General features: G+C 65.4%; 21 protein-coding genes. 8 read left to right on the top strand and 13 right to left on the bottom strand.

Features of this window, described 5'->3' with window-relative positions:
* Nucleotides 1-330: 330 nt before the first annotated feature.
* The 4 genes from AC1RMG_RS04925 to AC1RMG_RS04910 are packed head-to-tail and all read left to right on the top strand — an operon-like array spanning nt 331 to nt 4,999.
* Entirely contained in the window at nt 331-1,035 is a 705-nt protein-coding gene (locus tag AC1RMG_RS04925; protein WP_019095527.1) for an ABC transporter ATP-binding protein, read from the top strand.
* The gene (locus AC1RMG_RS04920) at nt 1,032-2,231 is read left to right on the top strand and encodes an ABC transporter permease (RefSeq protein WP_053158448.1); all 1,200 of its coding nucleotides are present in this window, start codon (nt 1,032-1,034) and stop codon (nt 2,229-2,231) included. Before AC1RMG_RS04925 ends, AC1RMG_RS04920 begins: the two co-directional genes overlap by 4 nt.
* Nucleotides 2,224-3,714: a TolC family protein gene (locus tag AC1RMG_RS04915; RefSeq protein ID WP_011061234.1), complete on the top strand. Its 1,491-nt coding sequence runs from the start codon at nt 2,224-2,226 to the stop codon at nt 3,712-3,714. Before AC1RMG_RS04920 ends, AC1RMG_RS04915 begins: the two co-directional genes overlap by 8 nt.
* Nucleotides 3,704-4,999, top strand: a complete 1,296-nt coding sequence (locus AC1RMG_RS04910; protein ID WP_015635570.1) for an efflux RND transporter periplasmic adaptor subunit — start codon at nt 3,704-3,706, stop codon at nt 4,997-4,999. The genes AC1RMG_RS04915 and AC1RMG_RS04910 overlap by 11 nt, the downstream gene beginning before the upstream one ends.
* An 81-nt stretch (nt 5,000-5,080) precedes the next feature.
* On the opposite strand, the gene AC1RMG_RS04905 is transcribed toward AC1RMG_RS04910, so the two are convergent.
* From AC1RMG_RS04905 to AC1RMG_RS04860, 10 genes are all read right to left on the bottom strand, one after another.
* Nucleotides 5,081-6,784, bottom strand: coding sequence for a long-chain-fatty-acid--CoA ligase (locus AC1RMG_RS04905; protein WP_015635569.1), 1,704 nt, complete (start codon nt 6,782-6,784; stop codon nt 5,081-5,083).
* 19 nt (nt 6,785-6,803) lie between these two features.
* Nucleotides 6,804-8,102 carry an acetyl-CoA C-acetyltransferase gene (locus tag AC1RMG_RS04900; RefSeq protein ID WP_011061231.1) on the bottom strand — a complete coding sequence of 433 codons (1,299 nt, stop codon included), beginning with the start codon at nt 8,100-8,102 and terminating at the stop codon, nt 6,804-6,806.
* Nucleotides 8,102-8,992 (bottom strand): MaoC family dehydratase, encoded by an 891-nt coding sequence (locus AC1RMG_RS04895; protein ID WP_493168550.1) that lies wholly within the window; start codon nt 8,990-8,992, stop codon nt 8,102-8,104. The genes AC1RMG_RS04900 and AC1RMG_RS04895 overlap by 1 nt, the downstream gene beginning before the upstream one ends.
* 3 nt (nt 8,993-8,995) lie before the next feature.
* Nucleotides 8,996-10,348, bottom strand: coding sequence for a 3-oxoacyl-ACP reductase (locus tag AC1RMG_RS04890; RefSeq protein ID WP_041118144.1), 1,353 nt, complete (start codon nt 10,346-10,348; stop codon nt 8,996-8,998).
* A 30-nt stretch (nt 10,349-10,378) separates the two neighbouring features.
* Nucleotides 10,379-12,928 carry an acyl-CoA dehydrogenase gene (locus tag AC1RMG_RS04885; RefSeq protein WP_493168548.1) on the bottom strand — a complete coding sequence of 850 codons (2,550 nt, stop codon included), beginning with the start codon at nt 12,926-12,928 and terminating at the stop codon, nt 10,379-10,381.
* Between the two features lie 278 nt (nt 12,929-13,206).
* A complete protein-coding gene (locus AC1RMG_RS04880) occupies nt 13,207-14,655 on the bottom strand; it encodes an outer membrane protein transport protein (RefSeq protein WP_015635564.1) in 1,449 nt (482 codons plus the stop codon).
* 122 nt (nt 14,656-14,777) lie between these two features.
* Complete coding sequence (gene praB / locus AC1RMG_RS04875) at nt 14,778-15,284, bottom strand: alkane oxidation protein activator PraB (RefSeq protein WP_011061226.1); 507 nt, start codon at nt 15,282-15,284, stop codon at nt 14,778-14,780.
* Nucleotides 15,285-15,416: 132 nt separating this feature from the next.
* Complete coding sequence (gene praA / locus AC1RMG_RS04870) at nt 15,417-15,908, bottom strand: alkane oxidation protein activator PraA (protein WP_015635562.1); 492 nt, start codon at nt 15,906-15,908, stop codon at nt 15,417-15,419.
* A 141-nt stretch (nt 15,909-16,049) separates the two neighbouring features.
* Nucleotides 16,050-17,342: an alkane 1-monooxygenase gene (locus tag AC1RMG_RS04865; protein ID WP_011061224.1), complete on the bottom strand. Its 1,293-nt coding sequence runs from the start codon at nt 17,340-17,342 to the stop codon at nt 16,050-16,052.
* A gap of 295 nt (nt 17,343-17,637) precedes the next feature.
* Nucleotides 17,638-18,633: an alpha/beta fold hydrolase gene (locus AC1RMG_RS04860; RefSeq protein WP_493168546.1), complete on the bottom strand. Its 996-nt coding sequence runs from the start codon at nt 18,631-18,633 to the stop codon at nt 17,638-17,640.
* 268 nt (nt 18,634-18,901) lie between these two features.
* On the opposite strand from AC1RMG_RS04860, the gene AC1RMG_RS04855 reads away from it, so the two are divergent.
* The 4 genes from AC1RMG_RS04855 (at nt 18,902) to AC1RMG_RS04840 (ending at nt 23,113) form a co-directional block, all read left to right on the top strand.
* Entirely contained in the window at nt 18,902-20,470 is a 1,569-nt protein-coding gene (locus AC1RMG_RS04855; RefSeq protein ID WP_493168544.1) for a flavin-containing monooxygenase, read from the top strand.
* The gene (locus AC1RMG_RS04850; protein WP_262214523.1) at nt 20,457-21,356 is read left to right on the top strand and encodes an SDR family NAD(P)-dependent oxidoreductase; all 900 of its coding nucleotides are present in this window, start codon (nt 20,457-20,459) and stop codon (nt 21,354-21,356) included. Before AC1RMG_RS04855 ends, AC1RMG_RS04850 begins: the two co-directional genes overlap by 14 nt.
* Nucleotides 21,357-21,395: 39 nt before the next feature.
* On the top strand, nt 21,396-22,235 hold the full coding sequence (locus AC1RMG_RS04845; RefSeq protein ID WP_169891661.1) for a metal-dependent hydrolase: 840 nt from the start codon (nt 21,396-21,398) through the stop codon (nt 22,233-22,235).
* 92 nt (nt 22,236-22,327) lie between these two features.
* On the top strand, nt 22,328-23,113 hold the full coding sequence (locus tag AC1RMG_RS04840; protein ID WP_065364013.1) for a type 1 glutamine amidotransferase domain-containing protein: 786 nt from the start codon (nt 22,328-22,330) through the stop codon (nt 23,111-23,113).
* On the opposite strand, the gene AC1RMG_RS04835 is transcribed toward AC1RMG_RS04840, so the two are convergent.
* The 3 genes from AC1RMG_RS04835 to AC1RMG_RS04825 form a co-directional block, all read right to left on the bottom strand.
* Complete coding sequence (locus AC1RMG_RS04835) at nt 23,089-24,291, bottom strand: MFS transporter (protein ID WP_065364012.1); 1,203 nt, start codon at nt 24,289-24,291, stop codon at nt 23,089-23,091. The genes AC1RMG_RS04840 and AC1RMG_RS04835 overlap by 25 nt on opposite strands.
* 357 nt (nt 24,292-24,648) lie before the next feature.
* Nucleotides 24,649-25,509: an NAD(P)-dependent oxidoreductase gene (locus tag AC1RMG_RS04830; RefSeq protein WP_026022879.1), complete on the bottom strand. Its 861-nt coding sequence runs from the start codon at nt 25,507-25,509 to the stop codon at nt 24,649-24,651.
* Between the two features lie 149 nt (nt 25,510-25,658).
* On the bottom strand, nt 25,659-26,240 hold the full coding sequence (locus tag AC1RMG_RS04825; RefSeq protein ID WP_011061216.1) for a TetR/AcrR family transcriptional regulator: 582 nt from the start codon (nt 26,238-26,240) through the stop codon (nt 25,659-25,661).
* Nucleotides 26,241-26,316: the final 76 nt, after the last annotated feature.

Here is a 26,316-nt window from a genome sequence, read left to right as displayed (position 1 = left end):
AAAACTGACCGTTCGAACAGTGTTTTAAAAAAAAATTTGATTTTTTATACCTGCGAGAAGCCCTAAAAGCAAGCGCCCGAGGGACCGTCACGGTGGCCACCGGCCTTTTTGTGACCCACGGGTTTCTCCGCAAAAAAACCTGGAAAAAGCCCTCAATTACCCGGTTCAGACGGCTGGCGTGGCAGGATGAACGCAGTTACTATTCAAACAATGTTTTTAAAATAATAAATAAAACCAGAGCTTGGCCCTGCCCCTGAATACCCCTGTTGCGTGATCCCTGCGCCCCGTGGTTGTTCAAGCAGCCAGTCGAGCCAGCCGGCGCGGTAAGCGATGACAGAGACGATAATCGACCAAGGTTTTATCTCCCTGCAGGGCATAGGCAAGAGCTATCGGCTGGCGGAGCAACCGCTCCACATTCTCAAGAACGTCTCCCTTTGCATCGAGGCCGGTGAAAGCTGCGCCATCCTGGGTGCCTCCGGTTCCGGCAAAAGTACCCTGCTGAACATTCTCGGCCTGCTGGATCTGCCCGACAGCGGCGACTATCACTTTGCCGGCCACGATATCTTCCGCGCCAGCCCCGACCAGTTGGCGGCGATCCGCAACCAGCAGATCGGCTTCGTGTTCCAGAGCTTCAACCTGCTGCCGCGTCTCAGCGCCCTGGACAACGTCGCCCTGCCCCTGAGCTACCGCGGCGTGGCCCGGCGTGATTCCCTGGAGCGGGCCATGCACATGCTCGACCAGGTAGGCCTCGGGCAACGCGCCGACCACCGCCCGGCGGACCTTTCCGGCGGCCAGCGCCAGCGGGTGGCGATCGCCCGGGCACTGGTGGGCGAACCCTCGGTGATCCTCGCCGACGAACCCACCGGTAACCTCGACAGCCACACCGCCCAGGACATCATGGACCTGCTGCTGGCGCTGAACCGCGAGCGCCGGGTGACCCTGATCATCGTCACCCACGACCCCAATATCGCCCAGCGCCTGGAACGGCAGATCCGTGTCACCAATGGCGTGGTGCAGGAGGTCTGCCCGGCATGAGCCTCAAGGTCGAGCAAAGCGCCAGCCAGTTGCTGCACGAAGCCTTCGTCAGCCTGCGCACCCTGGGCAAGCGTTCGATCCTGGCCCTGCTGGGCATCGTCATCGGCAGTTCCTCGGTGGTGGCACTGATCAACATCGGCCACAACGCCGCCGAGGATGCCGCGGCGATCTTCCAGAACATGGGCACCGACACCCTGGTGGCCCGCTTTCCCGCCAGCGCCGACAGCCGCACGCCGCTGCCCGCGGCCCTGGACACCCGGGCGCTGAGCCAGGCGGTGCCGAGCCTGATCAACATTGCCCCGACGGTGTTGCTCAGCGCCACGCTGATCCGCAATGGCCGCTCCGCCAACGCCAGCGTGGTGGGCGCGACCGCCGAACTGGCGCCGGCCATGCGCCTGCAGTTGCGTGAGGGGCGCTTTCTCTCGGACTTCGATCAGAACGAAATCTATGCGGTGATCGGCCATCAGGTGGCTCAGACCCTGGGCGCCGCCGGGGCCCCGCTGCAACTGGGGGACCGGGTGCGGATCAACGACTACCTGTTCCTGGTCATCGGTATCCTGCAGAACCAGCCCAGCGCGGTGCTGGTGCCAATCCAGGCCAATGACTCGGTGTTCCTGCCCCAGGGCAGCATGCGGCGGATTTTCCCTTCGCCACAGATCGACAACGTGGTGACCCGGGTCGCCGGTGGCCAGAACATGGAGCAGGTCGCCGCCGCCATGACCCAGGCCTTGAAAAAGATCCTGCGCGGACGTGAGGTGGAAGTGCAGGTACCGCAGCAGATCATCGACGGCATGACCCGGCAGAGCCGCACCTTTGGCTACCTGCTGATGGCCCTGGGCGGCATTTCCCTGGTGGGGGGTGGCGTGGGGGTGATGAACGTGATGCTGATGAATGTCTCGGAGCGCCGCCGCGAGATCGGCATCCGCATGGCCCTGGGCGCCCGGCAAAAGGACATCCGCAACCTGTTCCTGCTGGAGGCGGTCAGCCTGACCGCCGTCGGCGCCCTGTCGGGGGCGATACTGGGGGTCGCCTCGGCCTTTATCTATGCCCGGATGTCCGGCTGGCACTTCTCCCTCGCGGGAGCCGCACTGCCGCTGGGGATCGGGAGCACCCTGCTGGTGGGCCTGTTTTTCGGCCTGTACCCGGCCATTTCGGCATCCAGACTGCAACCGGTGGAGGCGTTGCGCGATGAATGACTGGCGCCTGCGAACACTCGCCTGCCTGTGCCTTTTGTACTTGCCGGCGCTCAGCGCCGATGAGCGGGTGGATCGCCCTTCCGCTCCCACCATGCGCAGCGACTACTCGCGCAGCGCCCTGCTCAGCCAGCAGGTCACCGACCTGACCCTGGGGGACGCGGTCTACCTGGGCTTGCGCAACAACCGCAGCATCCGCAGTTCGTACCTGCAGCGGGTGGCGCAGAAGTTCGACCTGCGGGTGGCCGAGGATGTGTTCAACCCCAAGCTGCTGATCACCGGCAACTACCGCACCACCCGGGGCAGCAGCGACACCACGCAGAACCTCAACATGGCCCCGGCCACCAGCCTGTTGAGCGAGTACGGCACGCGCCTGAGCATGGCCTGGATCCAGGACCTGAACAAAGCCGATCGGGCCGGCCGCCAGCGCAGCGACGGCCTGGACCTGGCGATCATCCAGCCATTGCTGCGCGGCGCCGGCTGGGACGTGACCACCGCGCCGTTGCGCCTGGCGCGCATCACCGAACAAAGCAACCGCCTCAACCTCAAGGCCGGGGTCGCCCAGACGATCACCGCGATCATTACCACCTACCGCGAGCTGCTGCGCTCCCAGGAACAACTGACCATCGCCCAGGAAGCCCTCAAGCGCGCCAATGCCCTGCTGGAAGTCAACCGCGCGCTGATCAGCGCCGGGCGCATGGCCGAGTTCGAGATCGTGCAGACCGAAGCCGACATCGCCAGCCAGGAGCTGGGGGTGGAGGAAGCGCGCAACCAGGTGGACGTCAACCGCCTGTCGCTGCTGCGTCTGCTGGCCCTGGACATGTCCAGCCGGATCCACGCCAGCGAGGCCCTGCAGGCGGCCAAGATCAGCATCGACCAGCGCGAGGCCCTGCGGCTTGCGCAGATCCAGCAGCCCGAATACCTGGCTACCCTGCTGGGCAGCCAGCAGGCCGATCTGAACCTGGTGATCGCCAAGGACCAGTCGCGCTGGGACGTATCCCTGGTGGCCGGGGCCAACCAGACCCGCAGCCGCTATGACAATGACACCAGCAACGGTTCGGACCGGCGCTGGGACAGCTACGCCGGGGTCCAGGTGCAGATTCCCATTGGCGACCTGAGTACCCGCCAGGCCGAGGTCCACGCCCGGGTCAATGTGGAGAACCAGGAAATCCTCCTGGCCGATGCCCGCCAGGTGCTGGAGCGTGACGTCAACAACGTGGTGCGCGACCTGGGCACCCGCTGGCGCCAGTACGAGATTGCCCAGCGCGCCAGCGAACTGTCCAAGCGCAAGCTGGACATCGAACGGGAAAAGCTCAGTGCCGGCCGTTCCAGCAACTTCCAGGTGCTGAGTTTCGAGGGTGACCTGCGCAACGCCGAGAATGCCCGGCTCAATGCGCTGATCGCCTACCTGAACGCCCAGACGCAACTGGACCTGACCCTGGGCATGACTTTGGAGAGCTGGGACATTGCGCTCAATGACTTCTGACAAGCCGCAGGCGAGCAAGCGCCGTCGCCATACCCTGCAAGCGCTGGCCCTGGCCGTCGCCCTCGCCGTGGGCGCCGCTGCCCTGGTCACCCTCCAGTCCCCCGCCAGCACTCCGGCCAGCGAGGCCCGCTGGGTCAGCGTGCAAGGCACGGTACTGACTCACCAGATCGGCCTGGTGGGCAAGATCGAACCCCAAAAGACCGTGGTCCTCACCGCCCCGTTCGAAGGCAATGTGCAGGCCAGCCTGGTGGAACAGGGCCAGCGCGTAGAGGCCGGCCAGGTCCTTTTGCAGATGGACCCGGGGCTGGTGGAAATCCAGTCGCGCGAAGCCCTTTCCACCTTGCTCAAGGCCCGCCGCACCGTCCAGGAGCTGCAGGACTGGAACAACGGCGCCGTGGTCACCCGGGCCCGCCGTACCCTGCGCAACTCGCAGATGTCCCTGGCCAATACCGAACGCAAGCTGCGGGAAAGCCAGAACCTGTTCCAGCGCGGAATCATTCCGCGCAACGAGCTCAACGACCAGGAGCAACAGGCACAGATGCAGCGCCTGGACCTGGCCGCCGCCCAGAGTGAATTGCAGCAGGCGCTGAACCAGGGCACGGGGGAATACCGGCAGATTGCCGAAATGGAGTTGACCAACGCCACGGTCAAGTACGACGCCCTGCGCAAACTGCTGGAGCACAAGAACGTGGTCGCCCCCTTTGCCGGCATCGTGGTGCCGCCACCCAATGGCGGCGCGGGCCCGAACACCGCCGGTGCCGCCAACGGTCCGGTGCAGACCGGTTCACGCCTGAGCCCGGGGCAAGTGCTGTTCGGCCTGGCCAACATCGAACAGCTGAAGATCGTCAGCAAGGTGTCGGAGCTGGACATCAACCAACTGCACCAGGGGCAGCGCGTGGAAATTCTCGGTGACGGCTTTGATGGTGAACGCCTGGAAGGCGTGGTGGATATCGTCAGCAGCCTGGCCCTGCCCAACGAAACCGCAGGTGCCGGAGCGCAATTCCCGGTGACCCTGTCGGTGCCCAAGCTCAGCCGCGAACAACTGCAACGGGTGCGCCTGGGCATGAGCGCGCGGCTGACCATCGTTACCTACCGCAACGACCAGGCCATCGTGCTGCCGCCTGCGGCGATCCAGCGCGACGCCGACGGCATGAGCGTGGAATACCGGGCAACGGCCGATCAACCAGGCCAGCGGGTGCCGGTGACCGTGGGCCAATCGACCCCGGAGGGCGTGGAAGTGTTCGGCCTGCAACCGGGCCAGGTTCGCCTGCCCAACGCCTTGTAGGCGCTGGCCTGCCAGCGAAGGCGCCCTCGGGAACGGCGCAAGGCCCAGGGGTCTCTTCGCCGGCAAGCCGGCTCCTGCGGGTCAGCGCAGGGCGCGGCGCAGGACTTTGCCCACGGTGGTCTTGGGCAGCTCTTGGGTACGGAACTCTACATAGCGCGGCACTTTGTAGCCGGTGAGGTATTCCCGGCAGTGGGCCAGCAACTGGTCCTGGGTCAGCGCCGGGTCCTTGCGCACGACGAAGATCTTCACTTTCTCGCCGGTCACATCATCCTCGACGCCAATCGCCGCCACTTCCGCCACCCCGGGGTGCAGGGCCACCACATCCTCGATCTCGTTGGGGTACACGTTGAAACCGGAGACCAGGATCATGTCCTTCTTGCGGTCCACCAGGCGAATGAAGCCCTGCTCGTTCATCACCCCGACATCCCCGGTGGACAGCCAGCCATGGCGGTCCAGAACCTTGGCGGTTTCCTCCGGGCGCTGCCAGTAGCCCTTCATCACCTGCGGCCCGCGTACCTGCAGCTCGCCCTCCTCGCCCAGCTCGGCCAGTTGGCCGTCCTCGCGCACGAAGCGCACCCAGGTCGAAGGCAGCGGTACGCCGATGGTCCCGGTGAAATCGCCTTCGCGCATGCGCGCAATGTCGATCGGGCTGATGCTCACCACCGGCGAGCACTCGGTCAGGCCGTAGCCTTCGATGATCGGCACCCCGGTGACTTCCTTCCAGCGCCGGGCCACCGAGGTGTGGGTGGCCATGCCGCCCGCAATCGCCAACTTCAGGTCGGAGAAATCCCGGCCGCGAAACTCTTCGTTTTCCAGCAGGCCGTTGAACAGGGTGTTGACCCCGACGATGCCGCTGAACTTTTCCTTGCGCAGGATCATCTGCACCCGCTTCACGTCCCGCGGGTTGGCGATCAGGATGTTGCGCCCGCCCAGGCACATGAACATCAGGCAGTTCACCGTCAGCGACAGCACGTGGTACAGCGGCAACAGGGTGACGTTGGTTTCCTGCTGGTTCTCGTCCAGCTGGTCACCGACCCAGGCCTTGGCCTGCATCAGGTTGGCGAGGATGTTGCGGTGCGTGAGCATGGCGCCCTTGGCATCGCCCGTGGTGCCGCCGGTGTATTGCAGGAAGGCGATGTCGTCCTGCTTGAGTTCCACCGGGCGGTGCTCCAGCACGCTGGCCAGCTTCATCATCGCCGGAAAGCGGATGGCCCCCGGCAGGTTGAATTTCGGCACCTGCTTTTGCACATGGCGCAAGGCGAAGTTCAGGGCTGCGCCCTTGAAGGTGCCCAGCAGGTCACCGATGGCGGCCACCACGATGTTCTTCAATTGGCTGCCCGGCATCGCCTGTTCCAGGGTGTGGGCGAAATTCTCGAAGATCACCACGGTCTCGGCGCCGCTGTCCTTGAGCAGGTGCCGCAGTTCGTGAGCCGTGTACAGCGGGTTGACGTTGACCACCACGGCCCCCACCAGCAGGGTGCCGAACAGGCAGATCGGGTACTGCAGGCAGTTGGGCATCATCAACGCCACCCGGTCGCCCTTCTTCACCCCCTTGGACTGCAACCAGGCGGCGAAAGCGAATACCCGCTTCTCCCACAGGTCGTAGCCCATCTCGGTGCCGATGCTCACATAGGCCACCCGTTGGCGATACTTGTCCACGTGTTCGAGGAACACTTCCCGCAGCGACGGGTAACGGTCGATCTCGGCTTCGATATCGCTGGGCACTCCCGGCAGGTAAGCGTTCAGCCAGATACGCTCGACGGGTTGCAGGCTCACGACACTCATTGGCAGTCTCCTTGTTATTTTATTTTTCGACGATGGCGGTTACGCCCAGCCCGCCTGCTGCACAGATGGAAATCAGCCCGCGGCCGCCGCCGCGCTCATGGATCGCCTTGGCCAGGGTCGCCAGTTGCCGCCCACCGGTGGCGGCGAACGGATGCCCGCAGCCCAGGGAGCCGCCGTTGACGTTGAGCTTGCTGCGCTCGATGCTGCCCAGCGGTCCGTCTAGGCCGAGCTTGTCCCGGCAGTAATCAGCGTCCTCCCAGGCCTTGAGGGTGCACAGCACCTGGGCGGCAAAGGCTTCGTGGATCTCGTAGAAGTCGAAATCCTCCAGGCTCAGGCCCTCCCGGGCGAGCATGCGCGGCACGGCATAGGCCGGGGCCATGAGCAGCCCTTCACTGCCGTCGACAAAGTTCACCGCGGCGGTTTCCCCGGTACGCAGATAGGCCAGCACCGGCAGGTTGTTGGCCGCCGCCCAGTCTTCGCTGGCCAGCAGCACCACCGAGGCGCCATCGGTGAGCGGGGTCGAGTTGCCGGCAGTCAGGGTGCCGTTGTGGCGGTCGTAGGCCGGACCCAGGCCGGCGAGCTTCTCCAGGCTGGCGTCGGCCCGCAGGTTGTTATCGCGTTTCAGGCCGCGGTACGGGGTGATCAGGTCATCGAAGAAGCCGCGCTGGTAGGCCGCATTCAACTGGTGGTGGCTGGTGAGGGCCAGTTCATCCTGGGCCAGGCGCTTGATCTGCCAGCGCTTGGCCATTTCTTCGCAGTGCTCGCCCATGGACAGCCCGGTGCGCGGCTCGCCGTTGCGTGGCAGCAACGGCTTGAAGAACATCCCCGGGCGCACCTTGAGCAGGCTGCGCAGCTTGTTGCCGGTGCCCTTGGCGCGGTTGGCCTGGAGCAAGGTGCGGCGCAGGCCTTCGTTAATGCCGATGGGCGCGTCGGAGGTGGTGTCGGCGCCCCCGGCAATGCCCACTTCGATCTGCCCCAGGGCGATCTTGTTGGCCACCAGCAGCGCCGCCTCAAGGCCGGTGCCGCAGGCCTGCTGCAGGTCATAGGCCGGGGTCTGCGGCGACAGGGTGGTGGACAAGAGACTTTCCCGGGCCAGGTTGAAATCCCGCGAATGCTTGATCACCGCCCCCGCGGCGAACTCCCCCAGGCGCTGGCCCGACAGGCCGTAGCGATCCACCAGGCCCTGCAACGCCGCCACCAGCAGGTCCTGGTTGCTGTCATTGGCATATACCGTATTGGAACGGGCGAACGGAATCCGGTTACCGCCCAGGATCGCCACCCGGCGTACCGGCGCCGGATTGAAACTGTACTCAGCCATCAACGAGCTCCCCAGATAAATAGACCGCGCATGTGGGGCTTGTCCCCCGCGTTGTTGCGCACTTCGAACTCATGGCGCGGGCCGTCCGGCAGGCGATTCCACAGGGTCACCGCCGCCGGCAGGAAGATCGGCAGCTTGAACTCGCAGTCCAGTTGGGCCGCCGCCAGTGGATGGGGCGGTTGCTGGGCCGCCAGGGCCCGGCCCAGGGTCCACATGCCGTGGGCAATGGGCCGGCGGAAGCCGAACAGCCGGGCGCCCAGCCATGAGGTATGGATCGGGTTGAAGTCGCCGCTGACCTGGGCAAAGCGGCGGCCCAGGTCGCCCCCCAGGCTCCAGCGCTGAGTGCGCACCAGGGCCTGCTCATCCCATTGCAACAAGCCCTCCCAGGGCTCGCCGATGGGCCCGGCTACACCGCGGCGCAGGTACAGGCTGTCGCTTTCCCAGACCAGGCTGCCACCGCTGTGGGCACGGGTGGCAATCGACAGGGCCTGGCCCTTGGGATGGGCCAGCCAGCGCTCGGCAAATACCTCCAGGCGCAGGGCCTGGCCCTCCTCCAGTTTCTGGTACTGACGGATACGGTTAGCCAGGTGGACCATGCCGCTGGCCGGATAGGGAAACGTCGGGCGGGTCAGCAGCAACAGATGCAACGGGAACGCCAGGGTGTGGGGAAACGCCAGCGGCACTCCGTGCTCCCGACGAAAACCGCAGGCCTGGGCGTAGCGGGCTATTTCGTCGGCCTTGAGCTCTACCGCCGGGCGCACCAGGCGCTCCGTCGGCAGTTGGGGCGCGGCGTCCGGCTTGGGCTTGCGCAGGCTGCGGATGCCGTCGTAAAGCAGCTGTCCCCGGGAGGGCGGCGGCTCGATGATGCGAATTGCGGTATCAGCATTCATGGCTCAGGCCCCCAGCAGGCTTTGTCCGCAGACGCGGACCACCTGTCCATTGATCCCGCCGGAGGCCGGATGGGCCAGCCAGGCGATGGTTTGCGCCACGTCCTCGGCCTGCCCGCCCTGGTTCATGGAGTTCATGCGCCGCCCGGCCTCGCGGATCATCAGCGGGATCTTCGCGGTCATCTGGGTTTCGATAAAACCCGGGGCCACGCCATTGACGGTGATCTGCTGGCGCGCCGCCAAAGGGGCGAGGTTCTGCACCAGGCCGATGACCCCGGCCTTGGAGGTGGCGTAGTTGCTCTGCCCGAGGTTGCCGGCGATCCCGGAAATCGACGAGACGCAGACGATGCGCCCGCCGGGATTCAGGCCCTGGCCTTCCAGCAGCGCCTGGCTGAGCAGCAGCGGCGCTTCCAGGTTGACCGCCATGACCTTGCGCCACGCTGCCTCGGTCATCTTCGCCAGGGTCTTGTCCTGGGTGATGCCGGCGTTGTGCACCACGATATCGAAGGCGCCGTGCTCGCCGACGAACTCCAGCAGGCGTTGCCCGGCGTTGGCCGCGGTGATGTCCAGGGCCAGGGCGCTGCCCTTGATCCCGGCAGCCGCCTGCTGCAGCTCGGCCTCGCTCTGGGGAATGTCCAGGCACACCACCTGGGCGCCCTCCCGGGCCAGGACCTTGGCAATGGCCAGGCCGATGCCGCGGCAGGCCCCGGTGACCAGTGCCCGGCGCCCGCCCAGGGGCTGTTGCCAATCGATGTGCCGGGGCACTTCCACCGGTTCGCCGATGCGCACCACCTGCCCCGATACATAGGCCGAGCGGCGCGACAGGAAGAACCGCAGGCTGCTGTCCAGCTCGGCTTCGGCGCCGGGCTCGACGTACAGCAACTGCACCGTGATGGCCCGACGCAGCTCCTTGCCCAGGGAACGCACGAAGCCTTCCAGGGCCCGTTGCGCCACCGCCTGGGCCAGTTCCTTGCAGTGCTCCGGCGGCGTACCCAGCACCAGCACCCGGCCGTGGGCAGTCAGGCGCCGCACATTGGCGTGGAAGAAGCGGTACAGCTCGTCCAGCTGGGCGATGTCGGCCACCCCACTGGCATCGAACACCAGGCCCTGGACCTTCACCGTGGAAGGCGCGGTGATGCTTGCGGCCTGGGCCGCCACGGTGTCGGTGGCGGCGAAGATCCGTTGCAGCTCGCCCAACAGGCGCCCCTCGGGCGCTGCGGCGAGGACCACCGGGTTGAGCAGGTTGCCGCCCTGCCCCTCGCGGTGCCGTTGCAGCGGCACCGGTTGCGGCAGGCCGGTGCGCTGGGCCAGCCAGCGGCCCCAGCCGGAATTGACGAACGAAAGATAACCGTCAGACATAAAAAGATCCCGATCCAATCCTGTAGAGGGTCAATAGGCCGAATCGCTGGCGGCCACCGCGTCTTCGCTGCTGGTCGCGCGTTTGCGCGAGGCCGGCTTGGCGCTTTGTTCGAAGTGCGCCTGACGCTGTTGCAGGGCTTCGAGCAGACCGAAGTCCTGGGGGAAGTCGTCGACCTGGATCGCATGGTCGCCGTATTCCACATAGCGCCCCAGCAGCTCGTCCTCGTCCGGGCTGATCAGCTGCAGCTCCAGGGCCTTGACCCGCCAGATCACGAAGGCCTCGCGGGAGATCGGCAACGGCGCCAGGCTGCCCTGCTTGATCGCCGGCTTGAGCCGCGCCTCGATCAGGTCCACCTGTGGCTGCAGGCGGAACGCCAGTTCGCCATAGGCCAGCTTGTCGATGTCCGGCTGCGGGATGTAGGAGTCGGCCAGCAGGCGGTCGCGGGTCGGGCCCGGGGTCTGCACCAGTTCGGCGACTTGCGCCAGCAGGCGGTCCGACGGCTTGCGCTGGGGAATGCCCAGGGGAAAGCTCAGGCCACGGATGATCCGCGCGGCAGCCTTGGACGGATAGTTGTCCAGCACTTCGGCCAGGGCTTCATGGGCCCGCAGCAGGCAGTCCTGGGCGGCCCAGTGCACCAGCGGCAGGTCGGCCTGCGGCCGGCCATCGTCCTCGAAGCGCTTCAACACGCAGGACAGGATGTACAGCTGGGACAGAATGTCCCCCAGGCGCCCGGTGATGCTTTCCTTGCGCTTGAGGGCACCGCCCAGCACGCCCATGGAAATGTCCGAGGCCAGGGCCAGCACCACCGACAGACGCTGGATCTGCCGGTAGTAGCCGGCCAGGGCCTTGTCGGTGTTGCCCGGGGCCTTGATCAGGCGCCCGCCAGTGACCGCGTGCACCGCAGCGCGCACGGTGTTGGCGAAGACGAAGCTGATATGGCCGAACATCGCGCTGTCGAACGCTTCCAGGCCCTTGCGCCCGGTATCCCGGGCCGCTTCCATCTCGCGAAAGACATAGGGATGGCAACGGATCAGCCCCTGACCGTAGATGATCAGGCAGCGGGTCATGATGTTCGCGCCTTCCACGGTGATGGCGATCGGGCTTTGCTGGTAGGCCCGGGCCAGGAAGTTGTTGGGCCCCATGCAGATGCCCTTGCCGGCAACGATGTCCATGCCGTCATTGACCATGGCCCGGGCGCGCTCGGTGACGTGGTACTTGGCGATGGCCGAGATCACCGAGGGCTTCTCGCCGGCATCCAGGGACGCCACCGAGACCTTGCGCACCGCGTCGCAGGCATACAGGTGCCCGGCCATGCGGGCCAGGGGCGCCTGCACCCCTTCGAACTTGCCGATGGGCAGGCCGAACTGCTTGCGCATCGCCGCGTAGGCCGTGGTGCCGCGCACCGCCACCTTGCCCAGGCCGACGTTGGCCGAGGGCAGGGAAATGGCGCGCCCGGCGGCCAGGCATTCCATCAGCATGCGCCAGCCGTTGCCCACCTGGTCGCCACCGCCGATCACCCATTCCAGGGGGATGAACACATCCTTGCCGGTGGTCGGGCCATTCTGGAACACCGCGTTCAGCGGCCAGTGGCGACGCCCGGTATTGACCCCGGGATGAGTGGTGGGAATCAGCGCGCAGGTGATCCCCAGGCTGCCCTTGGTGCCCAGCAGGCCGTCCGGGTCCTCGGCGCGAAACGCCAGGCCCAGCACCGTGGCGATCGGGCCCAGGGTGATGTAGCGCTTGTCCCAGGTAACCCGGAAGCCCAGCACTTCCTGGCCCTCGAACTGGCCCTTGCAGACCACGCCGGTATCGGGAATGGCCCCGGCGTCGGAGCCGGCATAGGGGCTGGTCAGGGCGAAGCAGGGAATGTCTTCGCCCCGGGCCAGGCGCGGCAGGTAATGCTGGCGCTGGGCCTCGGTACCGTAGTGCAGCAGCAGTTCGGCCGGGCCCAGGGAGTTGGGCACCATCACCGAGATCGCCGCCGCCGAGCAGCGGGTGGAGAGTTTCATCACCACTTGGGAGTGAGCGTAATGGGAGAAGCCTTTGCCGCCGTACTGCTTGGGAATGATCATCCCCAGGAAACCCGCGTCCTTGGTGTATTGCCAGGCCTTGGGCGAGAGGTCCTGCCAGACCTGGGTGGTTTCCCAGTCGTTGGCCATGTCGCACAGGGTTTCCACTTCGTTGTCCATGAACGCCTGCTCTTCGGCACTCAGGCTGGCCGGCGCGGCGCCTATCAGGCGCGACCAGTCGGGCTTGCCGCTGAACAGCTCGGCATCCCACCAGACCGTGCCGGATTCGATGGCCGCGCGCTCGGTGTCGGACATGGCCGGCATGATCTTGCGGAACATGACCAGGGCACGACGGGTGAGCAAGGCCCGACGCAGCGGCTTGACGCTCAGCAGCGCAGCCGGCAGCACCACCAGCAGCGCCGCGAGGCTGATGCCCAGCGAGCCCACCAGGCCCAACCAGTGCCCTGCCCCCAGCCAGACCAGGGCCGAGCCCAGCCACCAGGATGCCGGGGCCTGCCGATAGGCCAGTGCGAACGCAGCGGCGAGTCCCACCAATAACCAGACAATCATGGAATACCTCTCTTGTTCTATGCAGACGACCACTTGGAGCCTGGGCGTTGTGCCGGCCCCTCGAAGATCACCCTACAAAGGAAACTGCCGCGTTTCAAATTTTATTTTTAAATATTGTTTTGAGTGATTTCAGCAACGCACAACGGCCGAACGATGTCAGCCAGGGCTTGGGGAAATGGCAGGTCAAGACGGGTCCTGGGGTGACCCGTCCCGCCGACGGCAGTAGCACAATCCCTTTGTACTGCCGTTATCTCGAGGCGTGGGTAAAGCCTTTACCCTCAGAAGTGATAGGTCGCGGAGAGACTCACCACCTCGCCCTTGGCGTCGACCTTGCCATCCAGGCGCGAGGCACCGAGACGGTCCACGTTCTGGGTCTTGATCTTGGCTTCCTTGACGAATTGCCGGGAATAGGCGCCGTCGATGGTCAGGCCGGGGATCGCCCTGATGTCATAGCCGAAGCCCAGGGAAGTGAACCAGCGATCGTTGTCGGGAATCCGCGGGTCACGTGTGCTGTTACGGGTTGGTGTCTGGTCGTACGCCACACCGGCCCGCAGGGTCAGCTGGTCGGTGAAGCGGTAGTCGCCACCCAGGGAATACATCATGGTGTCTTTGTACTTGTACGGGATGGAGACCAGGGTATTGCCATCGGACTTCAGGGTCAGGTCCTTGAACGACGACCATTGGGTCCACAGCATGCTGGCACCCAGGGTGAAGCGGTCATCGAACACGTGCACCCAGTCCAGCCCGGCGGAGGCTGGAATGTCCAGCTGGGCACTGGCGTTGGCGCCATCCGGGTTCAGCTTCAGGCCGGGATAGGCCAGTTCCACCAGGCTTTCACCATTGGGCCCGGCCGGTTGGGTCATGTACTGGCGGCCTACCGCGTCGGCACGCACGTTGTACTTGCCGTCCATCTTGTTCTTGATCTTGGCGTGGTAGTTCAGGCCCAGGGTGTCGCGGTCGGTGGGTTTCCAGACCACGCCGGTGAACCAGCCTACCGAGGTATTGTCCACCTTGACCCGCATCAGGTTCGCCCCGACGCCGGATGGCAGCGGGATCCCGCCCAGGCCGGGAGATACCGCCGCGGCACCGGTCAGGTTGAGGTTCTGGCTGACGAAGCCCTTGCTGTGCTGGACGATGACCCCGGCACCCAGGGAGAAGTCGTCATTGACCTTGAACGACAGCGAGCCGGTCAGGCCCACGGTCTCGATCTTGGTATCCACCGAAAAGTCGCGGATCTTGGAATTGTCGTTGTCCCAGGTGCTGCGCATGCCCATGGGCACGACCTGGCTCAGGCCGAAGGCAAACTGATCGTTGATCGGCATTACCATGAAGCCGGTCGGCAACCAGGCGGTGAAGCCGCCCTGGCCACCATTGCCCTCCAGGGGCACCGGGCCACCGGTGGGGACGCCGGACGCATCCACCGGCAAGGTGGTGGCCGGATTCCCTTGATAATCGTAGGCATCGCCTTTGTATTTCATCTTGATGCGGGCGTAGTCGACCGTCATCTGTGCCACGTTCTGATCGATAAACGCCATGGCCGCCGGGTTGTTGTAAGCCGCGCTGGGGTCGTTCTTGAACAACGAACCACCACCGAAGGCCCGGCCCCATCCGGGAGCGCCGTAGGTAGGCGTGGTGAAGCCGCCTGCCTGAACAGTGCCGATCGCACCAAAGCCCCCCAACAGGGCGAGTGCCACCGCGATCTGCAACTGTTGTTTCTTATTATTCATGCCCCACTCCTTATTATTATCGATAGCAACCGACACTACAGGGCCCTCCTGATCTGCAGATCACCGCCTCTTGCGAGGCGGTGTCCTTCAGCGGGTGATCAGCCCTTGGTTCCAGATAACGCTTAAATCACGCTGACCTGTGGCGACGGCTTGGCGTTCAGCACATCCACGGAGCAGCCACCGCTCAGGGTCTGAGGCGTGCTCAGGCTCAGCGAGTGAGTCACGTTGCTCCAGGCCACGTTGATGGTGGTCGGACCGCAGTTGGTGGCAGGGAAGAAGGAAATGGTGTAACCCACGTTGGTCACGGTACCTGCGGTGGTGCTGGAGGCACTCAGGGTCCATGGCAAGCCAGTGATCTTCGGCAGGTTGCACAGCGCGTTGCTGCCGCTGACGGTGGCGCCGGTGATGCTGGCCACGCCGCCGGCGATGTTGCCGCTGAAGTTGATGTTGCAGGTCACGGGCTGGTTGAACGAGGACGGCGAGCGCACGGTGATGGTGCCGCCAGGGGTAGTGAACGGACCATCCGGGTTCGCACCATCAATGGCGATGGATGCAGCGCTGGCCATGGAAGCAGCTCCCAAGCAGGCAACGATGGCGGTGGCGGACACGAGAGTTTTGATGCCTTTCATTGTTGTTTTTCCTCACATGTATGGCGATTCATTTCGCCGGGGTAATGGCCTTGAGCGAGACGACACGGAGAACAGCGACCGAGCTTCCCTTTCCAGCCAAATCTTCAATTCGATAAAGGTGTGACGTGCGCGTCAGGGTGCAACCCGGAACGTGGGTGGCATCTGGATCGATACGGTCTTGATGGTGCAGCCACCGTCGAGGCTGACCTGGGCCGCTTCGAGTTTTCCGGTGCTGTTGTTCCAACTGCCTTCGGCGGTGGACGGCCCGCAGTCGCCGCCCACCAGGGGCGCGTGCACGGTGACCTGGATACCCGACATGGCGCCGCTGGTTTCGTCCTTGGCGATCAGCTTCCAGGGCAGGTGCGTGGCTTCCACCTGGCCGCACTTGAGGCCGCCGCTGAAGTCGACTTTCTCGACGCTGGCGAAGCTGCCGTCGGGGCTGACCTTGCCGCTGACCTGGATGGTGCAGTCGGCATTGATGATGCTCTTGGCAAAGCTGATGGGGCCCTTGGCGGTGAACTCGGTATTGGCCGGTTCAATGCGCGCGGCTTCGGCGGCGCCCATCAGGGAGATCCCCACCAGGACCACGAACAACTGGGCAGTGAATAGCGGTGAAATAGACATCCGTGACTTCCTTACAGTTGCTTATTGTTGTTGTCGGTCAACTTGCTTAAGGACTGCCTACTGCGTTGCTCACCCTTCAAGCGGGCACATCACAGGCGAACACGACCGGTTCACCAGCACTTGAAGGGGTGAGCGGTACAACTAAAGAGCGGTGTCTGAATCGGTGTTGCTGAAGCCGTAGCGCTTGAGCAGCTCGTCACGCTTGGCCGGGTGCATGTTGGCCAGGCGTACATCACCCGAGTAGTGCGCCAGCACCCGGTGGTCCATCAGGCGCCGCCAGAGGGCCGGCACATAGGCCCAGACGATCATGGTGGCGTAGCCATAGGGCAGCTGTGGCGACTCGTCGAAGTGACGCAAGGCCTGATACGCACGGGTCGGGTTGGCGTGGTGGTCGGAGTGGCGCTGCAACTGGAACAGGAAGATGTTGGTGACGATCCGGTTGCTGTTCCAGGAGTGGCGCGGCGAGCAGCGTTCATAGCGGCCGTTGGGCTGTTTCTGGCGCAGCAGACCGTAGTGCTCGACGTAGTTGACCACCTCCAGCAGAGAGAAGCCGTAGATCCCCTGGATCACCAGGAAGGGAATCACCGCCGCCCCCAGCCAGGCGATCAGCACGCCCCACAGCACCACGCTGTACAGCCAAGCGCTGAGCACGCCGTTCTTCCAGTGCAGGGTCGGCAGGCCGAGTTTTTCCAGGCGCTGGCTTTCCAGATGCCAGGCCGAACTCAGGCTGAACCACACGGTGCGCGGCAGGAAACTCCAGAAGGATTCGCCCAGGCGTGAACTGGCCGGGTCCTCCGGGGTGGCCACCCGCACATGGTGGCCACGGTTGTGCTCGACGAAGAAGTGCCCGTAGAAGGTCGAAGCCAGGGCCAGCTTGGCCAGGAACTTGGCCATCCCGCGGTTCTTGTGCCCCAGCTCATGAGCGATGTTGATGGCAATGCCGGTGGCCGCGCCAGTGGACATCGCCATGCCCAGGTAGGTGAACCAGCCGATACTGCCGTGCAGTTGCGCACGCTCGGTGAGGAAGGCGGCGAAACTCGCCAGGCTGCCTTGCAGGTGCAGTTGTTCACTCAGTTGCAGCAGGCCGCCGGCGATGATCCAGTCCACCCCGCTGATGGCCATCCAGGCGGTCACCACCAAAGACAGTACCGAGAGCACGGCACAGCTGTAGACGATAAAGCGGTAGTAGGGTTGTTTTTCCAGATCGGGAACGGCGGATTCAGGCGGATTGCTGGCATCTTCCCCCATCAGGCCGTCAATCAGCGGGATCAGGCCGAAGATCACCAGGACCCCGCTCCACCAGAACACTTGCACCCCGGTGGTGAGGGCGAAGATCCCCGACAGCAGAGGGGTGATCATGGGCAAGGTGCCCAGCCACCACAGGTGACGCTTGCTATCGGTCCAGACGCCGGGTGCCGCCACGGAAACAGTCATGGCAGCCTCCGCAGGATGGCAGTCGAAACAGGTGCTATAAAGGACAGCGCGGCTGCGCTGTGCAGAGCGTGAAGGGATGAAAAAACAAAAGCGTGAAATGGCGTTATTTTCATTATTTTTAATCGCTCAATTGCACTTTCAAAAAAAACATTCAAAACATTTTTTTAAAAAAATAGCTCGGGTTCGTTAGCTCGTCAACTATTTTTTCGGCTTGTTTCGAATGTCGCCCGTGAAGCATTTACAACTGCTGTCGACGCCGCGGCAGGGGCGCTCGAAACCGCCCCCCACCACGCCCTCAACTTGCTCTTGAAGCCGCGAACGGCGGGTGCAGGATGGTTGCGCTGCGTTGTGGCGCAGCCTGGGAAGCGACGTGCTGGACCATGGCCACCACCCGCTCGACTGCGCTGATGGGCAACATGTGGCCCCGGCCCTGGACGATCTCCAGGGACAGCCCCGGCACCTTGCCGACCATTGACTCACCGTGCCGGCGGTAACTGAGCACCGGGTCCGCCGAGCCATAGATCAGCCCTACCGGCAGCTTCAGGCTGGGGTAATGCTTGACCATGCCCGGTAGCGAACGGTTGACCACGGCGATTTCGCTGGAGGCGCTGTAGAAGCTGTCCGAACGCATCCCCAGCAACCCGCCGCCACGCTCGGCGAAATCCTCGGGCACCGGGTCCGGGGCGAACACCGACTTGACCAGGCCACGGCGCCCGAGCATGGCCATGGGCGCCGCCAGGGTCAGGGACATCCAGCGCCGCAGGAAAGCCGGGCGCACTGCCAGGGACAGGAACACCAGCGGCAACATGCGCTGCGGATGGGTCAAGGGGGCCACCAGGATCAGCCCGGACACCGATTGCCGATGGTCCAGGGCCAGGGACAGCGCCACCGCACCGCCCAGGGAATGCCCCAGCACCAGCGGCTGGCCCAGGTCCAGGGTACGAATGAACCTGGCCACCAGGCTGGCCTGGGCCGGTAGGTCTGCCGCGGCGCCCCGGGCCCGGGTGGAATAGCCCGAACCAGGACGATCGATGGTGATCACCCGGAAGCGTTCGCGCAGTTGCGGGGCCAGGGAATGAGTCAGGTTGCGCCCGCAACCGGTCAGGCCATGGATCATCAATAGCGCCGGGCCCCTGCCCTCATCGGTGTAGTGAATGCGCTCGCCACCGACCTCGAGAAAGCGTCCGTTGATCGGAACCTGGCTTTCAATCCGGCGGTTGATACGAAAACTCACCACCCAGAGCACCGCACTGACCGCCAGGAATACCGCTGCCGCTACCAGCCACTCCATAACCCGCCCCCTCAGCTTCCCTGCGCCGTTCGCCCGTGATCGGAATGACCTGGCGGTGTGGCGTGTCGCCCTGGCCTGGTGCCGCCTGTGACGCCTCACCCATGGCCTGGATGAGCCCCGCAAAATCCACAGGCGACCAGCGCAGGTGACATTTTCAGGTAATTTATTTAAATTAATTTTTAAAACATTATTTTAAATTGTGCAATCCTGAGTTTTCACCCACTGACGAAAGTCACCCAGCAGCATCATTACAATCGAGGTACACACCATGAATGCGTACTCGCCACCCAACGACCCCGAGGTCGTTGACATCGCCATCATCGGCGCCGGCTTCGCCGGGCTGTGCATGGCGATCAAGCTCAAGCAAGCGGGGATAGAGGATTTCTTCGTCGCCGAACACGCCGCGTCCCTGGGGGGCACCTGGCGCGACAATCACTACCCCGGCTGCGCCTGCGACGTGCAATCCCACGTTTATTCCTTCTCTTTTGCGCCCAACCCGAACTGGACCCGGCAGTTCGCGCCCCAGCCGGAAATCCGCGAATACCTGGAAAACTGCGCCCGGGATTTCGCCCTGGCGCCCTACCTGCACTTCAACATGGGCCTGCAACAGGCGGTCTTCGATGAAGCCCGGGAGCGCTGGCACCTGCGCTTCAGCAATGGTCGGGAAGTCAGTGCGCGGGTACTGATCTCCGGCATGGGTGGCCTGTCGCGCCCGGCGATCCCGGACATCCCCGGGCTCGACACCTTCACCGGCAAGCGGTTTCACTCCCAGCAGTGGGATCACCGCTACGCCCTGCAAGGCAAGCGGGTGGCGGTGATCGGCACCGGCGCCAGCGCCATCCAGTTCGTGCCGAAAATCGCCCCGCGGGTGGCTCAGCTCAAGCTGTTCCAGCGCACCCCGCCGTGGATCATGCCCAAGCCCGACCGCGAGCTCAGCGCGGTGGAACGCTGGGCCTTCAAGCACCTGCCCTTCACCCAGCGGCTGGTGCGCTCGGCGCTGTACTGGGCCCTGGAAAGCCGGGTGATCGCCTTCGCCCGCCGGCCCAGACTGATGAAGGTGGTGCAGCGCGTGGCCCTGCGCCATCTGCGCAAACAGGTACCCGACCCGGTGCTGCGCCAGCGCCTGACCCCGGACTACACCATCGGCTGCAAGCGCATCCTGATCTCCAACGACTACTACCCGGCCCTGACCCGGGGCAACGTGCGGCTGATCACTGATGACATCCAGCGCATCGACGGCGACGCGGTGATCACTGCAGACGGCAGCCGCCACCCCGTGGACTGCATCATCTTCGGCACCGGTTTCCAGGCCACCGACCCGATTCCCCAAGGCCTGCTGTTCGGCCGCCACGGCCAGGACCTGATGGACAGCTGGGCCCGGGGGGCCCACGCCTACCTGGGCACCTGCCTGCCGGGCTTTCCGAATTTCTTCATGATCGTCGGCCCCAACACCGGCCTGGGGCACAACTCGATGATCCTGATGATCGAGGCCCAGGTGGACTACATCCTCAAGGCCCTGGGCCAGATGCAGCGCGAACGTATCGCCAGCATCGAAGTCCGGCCCCAGGTCGAAAGCCAGTACAACCAGCGCCTGCAACAGCGCCTGGCCGGGGCCATCTGGTCCACTGGCGGCTGCCGCAGCTGGTACCTGGACCCGCGCAGCGGGCAGAACACCACCCTCTGGCCGGGCTCCACCTGGAGCTTCAAGAAGACCTTGCAGCACTTCGAGCTGCAGGACTACCAGGCCAGCCACCTGCCCCACGCCCAGCCCGCCGCCGCACCGGCCGCCGCGCGCCCCCTGCACCTTGAAGAGGCCGCTCTCAATGAAAAACTTTAACGGTAAAGTCGCCGCCATCACCGGCGCCGCCTCCGGCATGGGCCGCGCCCTGGCCGTCGCCCTGGCCCGTGAGGGCTGTCACCTGGCCCTGGCCGACAAGAACCCCCAGGGCCTGGCACAGACCGTGGCCCAGGCCCGGGCCGCGACCCTGTTGCCGCTGCGCATCAGCAGCCAGGAACTGGACGTCGGCGACCGCGAGGCGATGTTCGCCTGGGCCGCCGCCAGCGCCGCCGAACACGGCCAGATCAACCTGATCTTCAACAACGCCGGGGTGGCGCTGTCGAGCACCGTGGAAGGTTCGAGCCTGGCGGACCTGGAGTGGATAGTGGACGTCAACTTCTGGGGCGTGGTCCACGGCACCCAGGCCTTCCTGCCGTACCTCAGGCAATCCGGCGACGGCCATATCATCAACACCTCCAGCGTCTTCGGGCTGTTCTCCCAGCCCGGCATGAGCGGCTACAACGCCACCAAGTTCGCCGTGCGCGGCTTTACCGAATCCCTGCGCCAGGAGCTGGACCTGCAAGGCCACGGGGTCTCTGCCACCTGCGTGCATCCGGGGGGCATCCGCACCGATATCGCCCGCACCAGCCGCATCAGCGACAACGTCAAGGGTTTCCTGATCGACAACGAGCAGCAGGCCCGGGACGACTTCGAAAAACTCTTCATCACCTCTGCCGAAACCGCCGCCAAGGTGATCCTGCTGGGGGTGCGCAAGAACAAGCGCCGGGTGCTGATCGGCCGCGACGCGCACTTGCTCGACCTGTTCATCCGCTTGCTGCCCAGCGCCTACCAGGCCCTGGTGGTGTGGGCCAGCCGGCGCATGGCGCCCAAGCCGGGCAACACGCGGCCGGCGGTCTACGAGCCCCAGGACGAACGCGGCCTGTAGCGCCGCCCACCCTTTTTCATGTCTAGAGGAGCGACAGCCATGCTGCCCATCCGCCGCGACATCAAGGTCGAACTGCCTGCCGAACGCGCCTGCGACTGGCACGAGCAAGGCAGCCACGTGACCCACTTCTTCAATGCGTTGTCCCTGCTGTTTCCTTCCGGCGAGCTGTTCTTCATGGACAGCGTGCGCCACTACCGCGAACAGATTCACGACCCCGAGCTCAAGCGCCAGATCCAGGGTTTCATCGGCCAGGAAGCCATGCACAGCCGCGAGCACCTGCGCTACAACGACCTGCTGCAGGACGCCGGGCTGCCGGCCCATCTGCTGGACCGGCGGTTGCGCTTCTTCCTCGATTTCCAGAAGAAGCACTTCCCGCCGGCCTTCAACCTCGCGATCACCGTAGCCCTGGAACACTACACGGCAATCCTCGCCGACCTGCTGCTGCGCGACCCCAGCCGCTTCGGCAATTCGGTGGCGGGCTACCGGCAGATGTGGCTGTGGCACGCCCTCGAGGAAACCGAGCACAAGGCCGTGTCCTACGACGTCTGGAACAGCGTGATCAAGCCCGGGCCCAAGCGTTACCTGATCCGCACCGCGAGCATGCTGTTCACCACCCTGGGCTTCTGGCTGGTGGTGTTCGACTTCCATGTGCGCATGCTGATCGCCGACCGCCGTCGCGGCGGCCACTGGCGCGGGTTGTGGCAGGTGGTCAAGTACCTCTACGGCCCCAAGGGGGTGTTCCCGCGGATCGCCCTGCCCTGGCTGCAGTTCTTCAAGCCGGGCTTTCACCCCTGGGACCACGACAACCGCGAGCAACTGCAACGCATCGACGGCCTGGTGCAGGACATCGAACGCACCCGCGCCGCCGCGGCCAAGTGACAAATGCCGGCACGGCGCAACAGCGGCGTGCCGGCATCCCCTGGCGGGGCTGCTAACCTGCAACGCACCCTTAGGTGCTGCGAGCCCGCGCGATGATCCTGATTCTGCTGCCCCACGCCGACTACGACCCCAGCGAAAGCAGCCTGCCCTGGCAGGCTGCCCGGGACGCCGGTTTTGCCGCGCAGTTCGCCACCCCCCTGGGGATGCCGGCCTACGCCGATTCGCGCCTGGTGAGCCTGGGGTTCGGCCCGCTCAACCCGTTGTTGATGACCCCGGCGGCCGACCTGGCGCGCTACCACGCCATGACCCGCGACCCGGCCTTTTGCAGCCCTCTGCCCTATGCCGGGGTCGACCCGGCGGCCTACGAGGGCTTGCTGATTCCCGGCGGCCACGCCCGGGGCATGCGCAGCCTGTTGGAATCCGAGGAGGTGCGGCGGATCATCCTGGCCTTCTTCCAGGCCGACAAACCCGTGGCCGCGGTGTGCCACGGCCCCCTGGCCCTGGCGCGCTGCATCGATCCGGCCAGCGGGCGCTCGGTGCTCCATGGGCGCAAGGTCACCGCCCTGCTGGCCGGCCCCATGGAATTGGCGGCCTGGCTGGTCACCGCGCCGTGGCTGGGGCGCTACTACCGCACCTACGACCACAGCGTCGAGCAAGAGATCAAGGCGGCCCTGGCCAGCCCGGCGGATTTTCTGCCCGGGCCCTGGCTGCCCCGGCGGGATTCGGCAGAGCACCCCGAGCGCGGTTTTGTGGTCCGCGACCGCAATCTGCTGACCGCACGCTGGCCCGGGGACTGCCACCGCTTCGCCAATGAATGGGCGAGCCTGCTGCAACAGGCTCGCGACGCCCAACCTCAGGCGCAGCAGGCAGAGCGCTGACCCGGCTTGAAGGCATGGCTGCGCGCGCCCCAGACCAGCATCAGGCCCACCAGCGCCAGGGCGGCCATGGCCCAGGGAAAAGACGCCGCGCCATAGCGTTGCAAGAGCAGGCCGCCGACCATACCCCCGCAGGCAATTCCCAGGTTGAAGATGGTCACCAGCATCGATTGCGCGACATCCGCCCCCTCCCCGGCCACATCCGCCACGGCGGTCTGGAGCAAGGTCGGGGCGCCACCGAAGGTCAGGCCCCAGGCGCCAATGCCGAGCCAGGCCAGCCAGGGCTGGCTGGCAGCGATCCCCAGCAGCAGGCACGCCAGGGCGAAACCGGCGAGGCTGCACAGGGTCAGCCCGCGCAGCCAGCGGTCGACCCCGAGCCCGGTGAACCAGATCCCCACCAGGGAGGCCAGGCCGAACACCAGCAGCGCCCGGTCGAGAGAGGCCGCCAGGCCCAGGGACGCGAGGAACGGCGCGATATAGGTGTAGAGGATGTTGTGGGCCAGGATCCACACGAAGATCACCAGCAGCGCCTGGGGCAGGCCCCGGGTGAGAAAGATCCGCGCGATCGGCTGGCGCTGGTGGGCCGGCTGGCCGGGGTAGTCCGGCACTGCCAGGCGCACCCAGAACCACAGCAGCAGAGCCAGTAGCGACAGCCCCCAGAAGATCTGCGGCCAATCCATGCGGGTGCCCAGCCAGGCCCCCAGGGGCACCCCCAGGCACAGCGCGATCGGCTGGCCAACGCCCACCACCGCCAGGGCCCGGCCCTGCAACTCGGGCACCACCAGACGCCGGGCATAGCCGGCCAGCAGGCCCCAGACCAGCCCCGCCGCCATGCCCGCGGCAAAGCGCGCGGCCAGGGTCAGCAGGTAGTGGGTCGACAACGCGGTCAGGCTGTTGAACAGCAACAGGCCGCCGATAGCCAGCAACAGCAGGGGCCTACGGCGCCAACTGCGAGTGGCGGCGATCAGCGGAATCGCCGCCGCCACCGAGCCCAGGGCATACAGGCTGATCAACTGCCCGGCCATGGCCTCGCTGATGCCCAGGCCCTGGCTGATCTGCGGCAACAGCCCGGCAGGCAGCGTCTCAGTGACGATGGCGATGAAACCGGCCAGGGTAAAGGCCAGCAGGCGCCAGACCGGCAACCTGCTGGAGGCGGTCGGCAAAGGTACGCAAATGTTCATGAAAGAATGCTCACACAAGAAAACCAGAGATCACCGCAGGAACCGGCTTGCCGGCGAATGGGCCTCAGACCCTGCGCCCGACTCACGGGCGCCTTCGCTGGCAAGCCAGCTCCTACAGCAGGCAGATACACCGCGCAGGCTCCCGTAGGAGCCGGCTTGCCGGCGAAAAGGCCCTCAGCCCCTGTGCCCGACTCACGGGCACCTTCGCTGGCAAGCCAGCTCATACAGCAGGCAGATACACCGCGCAGGCTCCCGTAGGAGCCGGCTTGCCGGCGAAGAGGCCCTCAGCCCCTGCGCCCGACCCACGGGCGCCTTCGCTGGCAAGCCAGCGCCTGCATCAGCGCTAGAAGAAACCACTCAGCCGAGGTAGGAGGCCGCCATGTCCTTGTCGCCATGGCCCTGCTCCAGGGCACGCTGGAAACGCTGGATTCCGGCCTCGGCCAGATCCAGCCGGACCCCGGCTCTGGCGGCCGCCGCCACCATCAATTCGGCGTCTTTCAGGGCGTTGGCCAGGGTAAAGCTCGGGCTGTAGTCGCCACTGAGCATGGCCCGGGTCTTGGCCTGGAAATAGCCGCTGTCCAGGGGCCCGCCGCTGACCAGTTCCACCACCAGCGCCGGGTCCAGCCCCAGCCCCTTGGCCAGGGCCAGGCTTTCCGCGGCGCCGTGGGTCAGGGCCAGCACCCAGCTGTTGAGGGCCAGCTTCAGGCGGCTGCCGGCTCCCGGCTGTTCGGCAACCCAGAGCACACGCTTGGCGATGGCCTCCAGCAACGGCTGCAACGCCGGCCGATGAGCCTCGGGGCCCGCGCCCAATACCACCAACTGGCCCTGCTCCGCAGGCTGGCGCGTGCCCAGCACCGGGGCATCGTAGAAGACCAGCCCGCCATCCCGGGCAAAGCCTTGCAGTTCGTCGTTGGCCTCGATCCCCACGGTGGCCATCTGCAGCCAGAGCGCCCCAGGCTCGAAACCGTCCCGTGCCTGCTGCATGGCTTGCAGCACGGCGGCGCCGTCCTTGCCCAGGGTGATGATCACTTGCGCCCCGCGTACCGCCTCGGCGGGCTCGGCAAATACCTGGATATCGTCCGCGATCAGCGCCTGGGCCCGTTGCAGCGTGCGGTTCCAGGCCCGTACCGCAAAGCCCTTGCGCCGCAGATTGCGCGCCACTGCGGCGCCCATAATGCCGATGCCTAATACCGCAATGGATCCTGGTTGCTTGGCCATCTGTGTCTCTCCCGTGTTGAATCAATTATGGAATGATCATTCCAATAAAAGGCAAAAAAAAGACCAGCCCTATAGGCGCTGGCTTGCCAGCGAAGACGCCCTGGAACCTGATGCAGATTGTGAGGGGCCCTTCGCCGGCAGGCCGGCTGCTACAGGCTGGCCAGGACCACCTCGACCACATCCAGCAGGCGCTGGCGTCGTTGCTCCGCCAGGCTGCCCTTGGCCAGCACCCGCAAGCCCTGCACGGTGCACACCACAAAGCTGGCCAGGGCCCGGGGATTCTTCTGCGGGTCGATCTCCCCCTGCTCCTGGCCGCGACGCAGCACCTGCTCCAGGGCCGCCTCGATACGCTGGAAATTCTGCGCAACGAGCTGAGCCACCGCCGCGTCCTGCCCGGCCATTTCCAGGGAGGCATTGGCCGCCAGGCAGCCCAGGCGCCGGGTGTCTTCCAGCTCGTTGTCGACGATGCGCATCAGCAATCGCCGGACCAGTTCCCTGGCGGGTGCGTCGGCGCCCAGCAGCTCGATATTGGCGCTGGTCATCTGCTGGTAGCGCTTGAGGGCACAGGTGTACAGGCCGTGCTTGCTGTCGAAGGCGTTGTACAGGCTGCTGCGGCTCAGGCCGGTGCCTTCCACCAGGTCCTGAATGGACGTGGCGGCGTAACCGCGCTGCCAGAACACCTGCATGGCCGCATCGGCAATCTGCTCGGGGTCGAACTCCTTGGGACGCACGGCTATTACCTTTCTGGAATGATCGTTCCAAAGACTAAAGATCAAGCCGGCAGGCGTCAACCGGCCCGGGCAAAAA

The sequence above is a fragment of the Pseudomonas sp. GW822-FHT04H02 genome (assembly GCF_058800645.1).
Note: the sequence above shows the minus strand (reverse complement) of the source record. Positions and strands in the feature narration are given on the sequence as shown.

Coding starts and splice junctions, on each gene's coding strand:
- AC1RMG_RS04895 (WP_493168550.1), bottom strand. CDS start 8,992: ATGAATGCTGATACCGCAATTCGCATCATCGAGCCGCCGCCCTCCCGG.
- AC1RMG_RS04915 (WP_011061234.1), top strand. CDS start 2,224: ATGAATGACTGGCGCCTGCGAACACTCGCCTGCCTGTGCCTTTTGTAC.
- AC1RMG_RS04900 (WP_011061231.1), bottom strand. CDS start 8,102: ATGGCTGAGTACAGTTTCAATCCGGCGCCGGTACGCCGGGTGGCGATC.
- AC1RMG_RS04925 (WP_019095527.1), top strand. CDS start 331: ATGACAGAGACGATAATCGACCAAGGTTTTATCTCCCTGCAGGGCATA.
- AC1RMG_RS04850 (WP_262214523.1), top strand. CDS start 20,457: ATGAAAAACTTTAACGGTAAAGTCGCCGCCATCACCGGCGCCGCCTCC.
- AC1RMG_RS04860 (WP_493168546.1), bottom strand. CDS start 18,633: ATGGAGTGGCTGGTAGCGGCAGCGGTATTCCTGGCGGTCAGTGCGGTG.
- AC1RMG_RS04885 (WP_493168548.1), bottom strand. CDS start 12,928: ATGATTGTCTGGTTATTGGTGGGACTCGCCGCTGCGTTCGCACTGGCC.
- AC1RMG_RS04840 (WP_065364013.1), top strand. CDS start 22,328: ATGATCCTGATTCTGCTGCCCCACGCCGACTACGACCCCAGCGAAAGC.
- praB (WP_011061226.1), bottom strand. CDS start 15,284: ATGAAAGGCATCAAAACTCTCGTGTCCGCCACCGCCATCGTTGCCTGC.
- AC1RMG_RS04905 (WP_015635569.1), bottom strand. CDS start 6,784: ATGAGTGTCGTGAGCCTGCAACCCGTCGAGCGTATCTGGCTGAACGCT.
- AC1RMG_RS04865 (WP_011061224.1), bottom strand. CDS start 17,342: ATGACTGTTTCCGTGGCGGCACCCGGCGTCTGGACCGATAGCAAGCGT.
- AC1RMG_RS04845 (WP_169891661.1), top strand. CDS start 21,396: ATGCTGCCCATCCGCCGCGACATCAAGGTCGAACTGCCTGCCGAACGC.
- AC1RMG_RS04920 (WP_053158448.1), top strand. CDS start 1,032: ATGAGCCTCAAGGTCGAGCAAAGCGCCAGCCAGTTGCTGCACGAAGCC.
- AC1RMG_RS04855 (WP_493168544.1), top strand. CDS start 18,902: ATGAATGCGTACTCGCCACCCAACGACCCCGAGGTCGTTGACATCGCC.
- AC1RMG_RS04835 (WP_065364012.1), bottom strand. CDS start 24,291: ATGAACATTTGCGTACCTTTGCCGACCGCCTCCAGCAGGTTGCCGGTC.
- praA (WP_015635562.1), bottom strand. CDS start 15,908: ATGTCTATTTCACCGCTATTCACTGCCCAGTTGTTCGTGGTCCTGGTG.
- AC1RMG_RS04910 (WP_015635570.1), top strand. CDS start 3,704: ATGACTTCTGACAAGCCGCAGGCGAGCAAGCGCCGTCGCCATACCCTG.
- AC1RMG_RS04880 (WP_015635564.1), bottom strand. CDS start 14,655: ATGAATAATAAGAAACAACAGTTGCAGATCGCGGTGGCACTCGCCCTG.
- AC1RMG_RS04890 (WP_041118144.1), bottom strand. CDS start 10,348: ATGTCTGACGGTTATCTTTCGTTCGTCAATTCCGGCTGGGGCCGCTGG.
- AC1RMG_RS04830 (WP_026022879.1), bottom strand. CDS start 25,509: ATGGCCAAGCAACCAGGATCCATTGCGGTATTAGGCATCGGCATTATG.